This is a genomic window from Aquidulcibacter sp., from assembly GCF_049239865.1.
Taxonomy (GTDB): Bacteria; Pseudomonadota; Alphaproteobacteria; order Caulobacterales; family Aquidulcibacteraceae; genus Aquidulcibacter.
The window spans coordinates 1-9,209 of sequence record NZ_JBMLTR010000164.1 but is presented as its reverse complement, the minus strand read 5'-3'; the positions used below and the strand labels follow the sequence as shown (position 1 = coordinate 9,209).

The 9,209-nt window shown below is 57.0% G+C and carries 9 protein-coding genes and 1 tRNA gene; 4 read left to right on the top strand and 6 right to left on the bottom strand.

The genetic code is table 11. The annotated features are described in order from the left end of the window. The 5 genes from ACOVRA_RS11600 to ACOVRA_RS11580 all read right to left on the bottom strand — a co-directional run. Positions 1-932 (bottom strand): glutathione S-transferase N-terminal domain-containing protein (locus tag ACOVRA_RS11600; RefSeq protein WP_421720425.1); only part of this gene is annotated, 932 nt, incomplete at its 3' end. After that, complete coding sequence (locus tag ACOVRA_RS11595; protein WP_421720424.1) at positions 932-2,761, bottom strand: arylsulfatase; 1,830 nt, start codon at positions 2,759-2,761, stop codon at positions 932-934. The genes ACOVRA_RS11595 and ACOVRA_RS11600, both read right to left, overlap by 1 nt. 92 nt (positions 2,762-2,853) lie before the next feature. Beyond that, on the bottom strand, positions 2,854-3,936 hold the full coding sequence (locus tag ACOVRA_RS11590; protein WP_421720423.1) for an MBL fold metallo-hydrolase: 1,083 nt from the start codon (positions 3,934-3,936) through the stop codon (positions 2,854-2,856). A gap of 109 nt (positions 3,937-4,045) precedes the next feature. Continuing rightward, positions 4,046-4,945 (bottom strand): formylglycine-generating enzyme family protein, encoded by a 900-nt coding sequence (locus tag ACOVRA_RS11585; protein ID WP_421720422.1) that lies wholly within the window; start codon positions 4,943-4,945, stop codon positions 4,046-4,048. Next, a complete protein-coding gene (locus ACOVRA_RS11580; protein WP_421720421.1) occupies positions 4,942-6,222 on the bottom strand; it encodes a DsbA family protein in 1,281 nt (426 codons plus the stop codon). The genes ACOVRA_RS11585 and ACOVRA_RS11580 overlap by 4 nt, the downstream gene beginning before the upstream one ends. A 154-nt stretch (positions 6,223-6,376) precedes the next feature. Here ACOVRA_RS11580 and ACOVRA_RS11575 point away from each other — a divergent pair, with 154 nt between their 5' ends. From ACOVRA_RS11575 to ACOVRA_RS11560, 4 genes are all read left to right on the top strand, one after another. Beyond that, the gene (locus ACOVRA_RS11575) at positions 6,377-7,471 is read left to right on the top strand and encodes an esterase-like activity of phytase family protein (RefSeq protein ID WP_421720420.1); all 1,095 of its coding nucleotides are present in this window, start codon (positions 6,377-6,379) and stop codon (positions 7,469-7,471) included. Beyond that, entirely contained in the window at positions 7,468-7,923 is a 456-nt protein-coding gene (gene copM, locus ACOVRA_RS11570; protein WP_421720419.1) for a CopM family metallochaperone, read from the top strand. The genes ACOVRA_RS11575 and copM overlap by 4 nt, the downstream gene beginning before the upstream one ends. Positions 7,924-7,994: 71 nt before the next feature. Beyond that, positions 7,995-8,071 (top strand) — tRNA-Arg (locus tag ACOVRA_RS11565). Between the two features lie 87 nt (positions 8,072-8,158). Beyond that, positions 8,159-8,503: a gamma-glutamylcyclotransferase family protein gene (locus tag ACOVRA_RS11560; RefSeq protein ID WP_421720418.1), complete on the top strand. Its 345-nt coding sequence runs from the start codon at positions 8,159-8,161 to the stop codon at positions 8,501-8,503. Between the two features lie 107 nt (positions 8,504-8,610). Here the strand turns inward: ACOVRA_RS11560 and ACOVRA_RS11555 are convergent. Beyond that, positions 8,611-9,209 (bottom strand): TonB-dependent receptor domain-containing protein (locus tag ACOVRA_RS11555; protein ID WP_421720417.1); only part of this gene is annotated, 599 nt, incomplete at its 5' end.

The following is a 9,209-nucleotide window of genomic DNA, read 5'->3' as shown; positions in this document are numbered from 1 at the left end:
GCCTGATAGGCAAAAGTCGGTTGCGTCCAAGCCCGCCCGTCAATGACGGTTTCAAAGCTTGCTTCGCCAGCTTGGGCAGCCTGGGCATTGGCATATAAAAACGGCACATAGACGCGGCCAATCTCGGCCAGCAGCGGCGCAAGGCGCGCTTGCGCCTGATCTCGCGTCAGCCAGTCGCCATCTTGCGGGTCAAGTCCGGAAAGGTCTTCCATACGGTCGATCCATGCGCGCAGGCGCGGCGCCGTTTCAGCGCAGACAGCCGCGGGGGTCGGATCGACAACACCCAATTGGGTCAATTGGCCATAGAGGCCGAAGTCAGCGGTGCCGGGTCTTGCCCCCATCACAAAACCCGCAGGCTGGATCAAAGCTTCCAACACGCCCACCAAACGCTCATAGGATTGTTCAATCGTCGTCGCCGTAACCTCGTTGGAGCCCACAACATAGAGGCGATCAATCTGGCGCTTAGAGATAAAGTCGGACGCAGCTTTGGCGTCGGCGTCGGCGGTGGTGGTGTCATGCCAGAAGACCAATTGCGGCCCCGCATGGGCAATATCGGCTTGCCGTGCCCAGCGATAATGGAACATCGCCTTGGTCAGCCATTCATCGGCAAAGTCCTCGACCAGATGATCGAGAAACGCGATGACCGGATCGGAGGGCACCAAGGCGCGACCGGAAAACTCCCGCTCAAGTCTTGCCAGAATGGGCGTAGAATCGACTTGCGCTTCATAGCCACCATCGGCCTGCGGGAAATAGACCGTGGGCAGAAGCTTTACTTTGGCTTCGGGGAAGCCCGGCATAGGGCTGCGATGACTACCCCAATGCAGCGCATAAGGAATGTGACGATAGCGCAGGGCCGCGATGACTTTGCGGGTGTAGGGCGAACCTGCAGCCCCTAAAACATGGATGCGGGACGAGGCTAGATCTTCAGACATCAAGCAGCTTTCTTTTTGCGAGAGAAGAGGGCGAGGGCGCCGCGGATAAGGCCGAACAAGATCAGGACAAGTACCAGCGCAAGACCTGCCAATTGCCAGCCATAGAAACTCAACTGGCGCATGATGCTGTTGTGCGCGGCCTGACGTTGAACCTTGTAGCCCTTGGGCAATTCAAGGACGCCATTGGCCTTAGCATAGGCAGCATAAGCGCGTTCCAGATCGGCGCGCACCTCCGGCAATTGTTGCGACAAGTCTGTCGTTTGGCCGGGATCATTGACGACATGATAGAGCCGCCACTGATTGTCCCCATATGGAGGATTATATTTCACCAGCGTGTAGTCGCCTTTGGTGATGGCGGCATTGCCCGAGACTTCCACCCCAACCGCATCATTGGGTCCATAGACCGCTTGGGCTTGGCCCGACAGAACAGGCGCTAAACTGCGCCCGGAAATCGGCTTGGTATCGGCGATGGCAGGCGCGCCGCCTACAAGGTCGATCAAGGTGGGCGTAATGTCTTGTACAAAGGCTGCGGCATTGACGGCCTTGTCTGCCGCAATTCCAGGGCCTGCCATCAGCATCGGCACATGCAAGCCACCGCTGGACGTATAGAATTTGAACAAATAGCCGGGCGTCGCCACGGCACTCGCCCATTCTGGCCCGATCCAATTATGGCTGCCGCGTTCGCCGAGATTGGCCAAGTCGTGTGTATAGCCGTGGGTCTTCATCCAGAGATTAAAGCCGCGCTCCCCACCGGGATTACTCGGCTCTGGTCCATTATCTGAGGTGATAACAAAGATCGTATTCTCAAGCTCACCGGTCTTATCCAAATGTGCCACCAGACGACCAATCTCGGCATCCGTGGCCTCGATCATGCCGGCATAGACTTCCATCGCCTTGGCCTGCATCTTCTTTTCGTCCGCACTTAGGCTGTCCCAAGCGCGCATGCTGGCATGCATGGCAGGTGCTTTAGCGTCCTTCGACACAAGACCTAAAGCCTTCGCGCGTTCAAAGCGATCCTTGCGCAATTGGTCCCAACCGCCATCAAAGCGACCGGCATATTTCTGGGTATATTCGCGGGGCGCTTGCACGGGGATGTGGACGGCTTGCAAGGCAACATAGGCCAAGAAGGGCTTATCGTCCTTGGGTCGCGCGTCGAGATAGCTCAACATCTTATTGACGATCACGGTCGAGGAAAACTGACCGCTGGGATAGGAGGTCGGCTTATCATCCTCAAACCACGGTGCCTCGTTGTAGAAGGGCATATAGGGCTTATCATCCCAATTATCGGCCCCCGACGCATCCAGCGCATAGGAACGATCAAAGCCATGTGAGCCCGGTAACTGCCCCGGCCCATCCCCCAAATGCCACTTGCCACTCATGAAGGTATGATAGCCCGCAAGGCGAAGCCGTTCTGGCAACGTGGCGACATTGGGTTCCAAATGCAGACCGTAACCGGGCTTGCCGACATGTTCTTTCGGCAACACCTCTTTGATGGTCGCTACGCCTGCTTGATGATTGGTCAGGCCCGTCAGCAGCATGGCGCGCGAGGGCGAGCATAAGGGCGAGGTCGCGTAACGGGTAAAGCGGGTGCCGCGGCGGGCGATGGCGTCAATATTGGGAGTCTTGGCCTCGCCGCCATAAATGCCCAAATCCATCAGGGCAGCATCGTCAAACAGGATGATCACAACATTGGGCTTGGCCTTAGGTGCGGCGGGCTTAGCAGCCGCTTGTCCCGAGGCAGGGCCTGCACCAGCCAATAGCGCCAAGCCTCCCAGCGCAAGGCCCGCGGCCCGCACCCATCGGGACAAAAGTTTGTTAGTTTTGCCCACGCGCGCCCCCAAACCACTTGATTGTTTTGACACGATGATTGTCATTGGATGTGCGAGGGGTCAAGATAAATCCAATCACAATCACGGCCCAATTATTCCCGTAAGACACGGCGCTTCGAGAGCTTGCCTTGGCTGTCCAGCGAGACCAAATCGCCGTCCTGCATGATCCAGAAAGGCCCCTTAAACTTCTGCTTAGCATCACCCAAGAATGGTCCCTCTAAGCCCTTCAGGGGCAAGGCAGGCACGATATGGGTCAAGGCGACACCACCGACTTTGGCACTCGTGGCAATGTCAGCGATCTGGCTCGGCGTGGCATGATAATTTTCGATGTCATGGAAGACTTGGCTGACGCCTGCCTGCCCAGAATCCCTAGCAGCCTTACCCATAATCTGGGTCAGGTTCGGGGCGATGGCCTCATGCACCAAAAGATTGGCCCCTTGTGAGGCCTTGGTCACGCAGTCACACAATTTCGTATCGCCGCTGATGACGATCTTCTGCCCGCCATATTCAATCCGATAGCCCAAGGCTGGCTCAATGGGACGATGATCGACACCGAAGGCGACAATCTTCACCCCGTCCTGATCATAAACCACTGCCTCTGCGCCAATGGCGGGTGGGGCAAAGGCTTTGGCCTCAAATCCAAAACCAGAAGGTGGCACAATCGCGGCCCCATGGTGGGCGACCCGATAGCCGCGATCTTGCGTATAGACTTGGGTGAGGCCTGCCGCGATCTGCTCCACTCCCGTAGGACCATAGAGCGGCAGCGGTGCCTTGGCCGCACTGGACGCCCAGCGCTGAAGACCAAGCGCGCCCAGACCATCAATGTGATCCGAGTGAAAATGGGTTAGAAACACCGCTTGCACTTGGCCTGTCGGCAAGCCCATGAGATTGAGGGTTTCTGCCGAACCTTCGCCTGCATCAAACACAAAGAGCTTGCCGCCAGCGATAATGGCCAAGCATGGGCCAGCGCGATCGCGGTCTGGCATGGGCGAACCCGTCCCGCAGAAGCCAGCGTGGAGCCCCGTCTTCAGCCCTTCAATCGTGGGATGGGCAAGGGCCTGATTTGCCCCGCGCTCGAGCAGGGTCAAAGCGATCCTGTCTCGGTTAAGTGCCGCAATAGCGCCGACACCGACGAACAGAGCGGCAAGGACGGCAAGAACTGGCTTGGCTTTCATAGCGACCCCTTTTGCGGCGTATCGGCAAACTGCGATATTGACACTATAAGTGCAATAATCAGCCTGTCAAACCAGTAGAACCTTTTTCTAACGGCCTAACTCATCCCGCCTAGCGCGCGTCGCGAACCAAACGGAACCCGATGTGATTGCTCGAAAAATCAGTATCTTGCGGCTGGCGGGCTTGCGGGCGATAGCGACCACAGAAATTATCCGAACATAGCCAAGACCCGCCCTTAACCGTGCCGGAGGCCCCATCCTGAAAGGGCGTTTCGGTCCATTCCCAAACGTTTCCGATCATATCATAGAGGCCCAGCTTGCTGGGTGGAAAACAGCCGACAGGCGCAGTGGATTGAAAGCCATCCGCGCCTTCATCCAAAATCGGAAACAACCCTTGCCACGTATTGGCAATCGGCTTTTTTTGAGGATCATACGCGCCAGATCGCGTGTTTGCCTGATCCGGCAGTCCGGATTGTGCTGCGTATTCCCATTCCACCTCATTGGGTAAACGCCCACCGGCCCATGCTGCATAGGCTTTGGCATCTTGGCGCGAAACGTGAATGACGGGCTTATCCTCTTGGCCAATGATGGAGCTTCCCGGCCCGAGGGGCGCTTTCCACGTCGCACCCGGTACCAATTTCCATTGACCGGGCTGACCATTCTTCCCAATCTCAAACACGGCAGACCCCGCTCCGCCATCTGTACGGGTCAGCGATTTTTCCGCGTCGGTTACATAGGCTTTTGCCGCGACGAAGGCGGCGAACTCACGATTTGTTACTTCGTGCGCTTGCATCTCAAACCCAGTGACCTGCACGCGCATCGTGGGGCCCTCTTCGGGAAAATATGGGTCTTGGCCTAAGACCACAGAGCCCGCAGGTATTTTCACCCAGCCGCCCTGCTTGGCAACCGGCAAGCCGCAACTGACCTTAGCTTCGCTTTTTTCGACTTCCACCGCTGGCTTACAGCCAGTGGCGAGTAAGAGTGGCAATAGGATGAGGATGGCTCGCTTCAAGATGTCAGCTCTTTCAAGGCGTCTTCAATCACCCACATGCGGTCTTGCCCCCACACGCAGACGTCATTCACACGAAAACACGGAACGCCCCAATGGCCAATCTCTAAAAGCTCCAGTCGATTGGCCTCTGCCGTCTCGCGCCAGGTCTCGTGGGCTAATTGCTCGCGCGCCTCTGGCCATGGCAGGCCCGCCTTTTCAACAATCTGCTTCATCCCGGCATCCGAGCCTGCGTCCACGCCTTGCGACCACACGGCACTCAAGAACGCCTCAACAAATTCAAAGCCGCGCCCCTGCTGTAAGGCCCAAGCCAGGATAGCATAACCACGCTCAACCGGCTTGCCGACCGGATCAGCAATGCGCCCAAACGGAATATCCAGCCGTCGAGCTTCGCGCGCATTGTCCAGCGTGAAATAGGTCCGCTTCATCTGCGGTACGGGCAGGCCCCGCATCACCATGGGCAAGACAAAACGCAAGCGCAATTCGGCCCCATAAGCATCTGCGAGTGCTTTGGCGCGGTTGAGGGATAGATAAGTATAGGGACTGCGGAACGATAAGTACCAATGCAGCACAGGCCGTTCGCCAGCCTGTTGCTTGGCCGATTTGAGTTCCAAATCCGGCGCAGCAAAGATGAGTTCGGCAGGCGCTGCTTGCACCTGTGCGCCAACCCCGCGCAAACGGGTTTCGAGATAATGCAGGCGGTCGATGCCCCAATACCACTCACCCCCATAATGCAGCATCGCGCCCATGAAATGGCCAAGGCGCGCCCGCTCCGCGTCGCCCCTAGCGCACGGTTCACCCGTCACCGCCGTCGCGCTTGGTTCGATCGTGCCATCCCATAAGGCGCGATTAATCGACAACGCGCGCGGCCAGAAGTCGTCTGCCCCTAAAGCTTCCGCAAATTGCGCTTGGGCCGCCCGCACGGCATCAGGCGCGGGCTGCACGCCGTGGTCGTCAAACGCAAAGCCCGACCTTTTGGCCAGCCGCGCACTATCTTCGCGCGCATAGGCAATCAGGCGATCGCGCTCAGGTGCCGCCCAATCATCAGGTGGTCCGACCAGCCAGACATGCAGGTCCACGTCATAGCGGCTGCGAAACTGATCCAAAGCCTGCAGCGCCAAGTGGCTATAAGGATCATCAATCTGGTGGAAATAGTCGATGCGGTGGCGCGCACCTTGGCGCTGGCGCTCTTTCTCATACTTGTCGCGGGCCGCATCTTGGCGCTGCGCGCTGGTGATGGCCTCAGCTACTCGTGAAACCACAAGCGATTTCAATGACATTGTGCGCCCCCCATTTGATTTCTTATCAGCCTATGTTTTGGCGCACAGAATGTCAAAACGAAGGACACGGACACGCTCAGCTGCTTTTGTCGCAATAGACCGCAAAGTTAAAACGGCGTAGGTGAAAAAGGGATCTCTTGAAAGAGGATTGATTATGTGGAGACTAAAACTTTTAGCCTTTTGTTTCCTGAGTAGCACCGCCTGCGCCCAGGCGACGGGACCTGGTGCCCCGGTTCTGGACCAAACATTTTCGACCCGGATCAGCAGTCTCACTGTCTCAACCGAAAATTTGACCGGGATCAGCAAGTCCGGCTCTGCCGATCTGATCTATGCCTTACGGCTCGATACCCAGCGGCAAAATCCCAGCATGCCCGAAGAATTTGGCGGCCTGTCCTCCCTCAATGTGCGGACAACCGAAAACGACATAATCGTTTTTGATGCCTTGACGGATCAAGGCCACCTCGCCCGCTTCGCAGCACCAAATCCGATGACATGGGGGACGGCAGCCCCGCCCGTAGCCAGCGAAGTCCACCTTACCACACTCACCGATGCGGCGGATAAACCTCTGCGCGGGGCCAATCAAATTGACAGCGAAGGGCTTGCCCCAACCGACACCGGCTTTCTCATCAGTCTTGAGCGCAACCATCGCCTGATCGAGCTTATCAAAACCGATAAAGGTTACGCGACCAAAGCGGGTCCAAGCCTAAGTGGCTTTGAAGGTCTAGAACCCAATGGCGGAATGGAAGCCCTCACCCGCTTGCCCAACGGCCAATATCTGGCTTCTGCCGAATATGGTCCGGACCGGCCGGGTGATCCTGCCGCAAAGCTGCAAGCGCCCTATTGGATCTTTGACCAGAACAGTAAAGCCGTGACCGCGCCTCTTGGCAGCTTTGAAAATCAAGGCCGCTTTGGCATCACCGATATCCGCGTGCTGGATGACGAAGTCTGGGTCCTTAAACGCTCTTACGACACCGCGACCAAGGTCAATCTCTCGCGATTGGAAACATGTAGCCTCTCAAGCGTTCTAGTCGGCAAGCCAGTCTGTACGCTGAAGCTTGCTCTGTCCCCGCCCTTTATGATGGACAATTATGAAGGCCTTGCCGTGATGAAAGACCCACAAAGCGGGGCTAAGTTTGTGTTTATCTTGTCAGACGATAATTTCTCTGCCGACCAAGGCACTTACCTACTCGCCTTTCGTTTGGACGCCCCCGCCTCACCTGCCACCTCAAGCCCTGGAGCCACACCATGACAGCTTTCAAAACCGGCCTAGTCGCCGCAACGGCCCTGATCGCGACACTTGCGGTCTCAGCCTGCCAGCCAGCCCCCACCAACTCGGTTGCGGCATCTGGTATGGGCAATGTGATGATGGATCATGGCAGCATGGATCATAGCCAGATGGATCACGGGACGATGATGGCCCCCGCCGACCCTGCTGCTGCTGCTGCACCCTCGACCAAGGCCTTTCAAGCGGCCAATTCGACCATGCATCAGAATATGACCATCCCTTATACAGGCGATGCCGACAAAGACTTCATCGCCGGCATGATCCCCCATCACGAGGGCGCAGTCGCCATGGCCCGCGTCGTGTTGGAGCATGGTAAGGACCCAGAAATCCGCAAGCTGGCCGAAGATATTATCGCTGCACAAGACCGCGAAATCAGCCAGATGAAAGCGTGGCAAGCCAAGAACGCCAAGCCCTAAACGCGGCCCAAGCCGACTGCCCAAGCGATGTTGAAACCAAAGCCCATCTGGGCTACCGACACATCTGCGCTGCACCCGTAGCTCAGCTGGATAGAGTGTTGCCCTCCGAAGGCAAAGGTCACAGGTTCGAATCCTGTCGGGTGCGCCATTTTCCTTTGAACAATGTATCCATTTGGCGCAGAAACCACAAATGATCGCTTGACTCATTTAGCGATCAAAAAGGTGGAGACATCAGGTGACCGCAAGCATCCGCCTTTTTTCTTATGGCACGCTGCAGCTTGTGCAGGTGCAGCGGGAGACTTTTGGCCGCAGGCTTGATGGAACCGCCGATGCGCTTTTGGGCTTTAAACAGACCTGGATAGAGATCACCGACCCCGAGGTGTTGAAGATCAGCGGCGAGCGCTTTCACCCCATCGTTGTGGCGAGTTCTGACCGCACAGACACGGTTTCAGGCATGGTCTTCTGGATCACGTCGGAAGAGCTTGCTGCCGCAGACCTCTATGAAGTGTCGGACTATCAGCGGGTCGAGGCTGATCTCGCATCAGGCGGTAAAGCTTGGGTTTATGTCAAGGCGGGGTGAGATAGCGTTTAGAGGGTTTACGCCCTTCGCGATGACAGCGCTCTGGCCCCTCGCCCTGAATGACGAGGGGTTTTGAGTCGCGCATTCCGTCGCAAATCGCGCTTGGCCTAGTTTCCAAAACTCATCTCGAATGAGATCCCGACAATTTGCTCTGCATCTGGGCTCGGGAATTGAGAATATACACCTGTGGCTCCCAAAACGGGTTGGCCGATGACGTTATTGACGAACTTCTCATCACCCAAGTTTTTCCCAAACAGGGCAACCCGCCACTTGCCGTCAGCCGAGGCAACACCCAATTGAGCGCCCAATAGGCCATAGGCTTCTTGGACTGCACTGGGATCGCCAGCCGCGCTGAAACTCACATCGTCGCGCCAAAAATAATTGATCTGGGCAAAGCCTTTCAACGCTGTGCTGATTGGCTGTTCGTAATTGGCCGAGACGTTCCAAGTGAGTTCTGGCGAATTCGTCAGCTTATTGCCGGTACCCTCCGTCACAAATGGCCCCGTTGCGCTGTTGATGCGGATACATTGGCGCGGCGAGGTTCGCGTCGTTCCGAACGGCAATTGGGCTTGGCCGAGGTAGCAGGCCACATTTTTGAAGTCGGCATAGGTGGCGTCAATCCAAGCCGCATTGCCCGATAGTGTCAGTCCTGTCATCGGACGGGACACAAACTCAACTTCTGCCCCTTTGGTTTCGATCTTGCCAG

Excerpts from the sequence above, each read along its gene's own strand:
- ACOVRA_RS11590 (WP_421720423.1), bottom strand. The coding sequence starts at position 3,936 with ATGAAAGCCAAGCCAGTTCTTGCCGTCCTTGCCGCTCTGTTCGTCGGT.
- ACOVRA_RS11580 (WP_421720421.1), bottom strand. The coding sequence starts at position 6,222 with ATGTCATTGAAATCGCTTGTGGTTTCACGAGTAGCTGAGGCCATCACC.
- ACOVRA_RS11575 (WP_421720420.1), top strand. The coding sequence starts at position 6,377 with ATGTGGAGACTAAAACTTTTAGCCTTTTGTTTCCTGAGTAGCACCGCC.
- copM (WP_421720419.1), top strand. The coding sequence starts at position 7,468 with ATGACAGCTTTCAAAACCGGCCTAGTCGCCGCAACGGCCCTGATCGCG.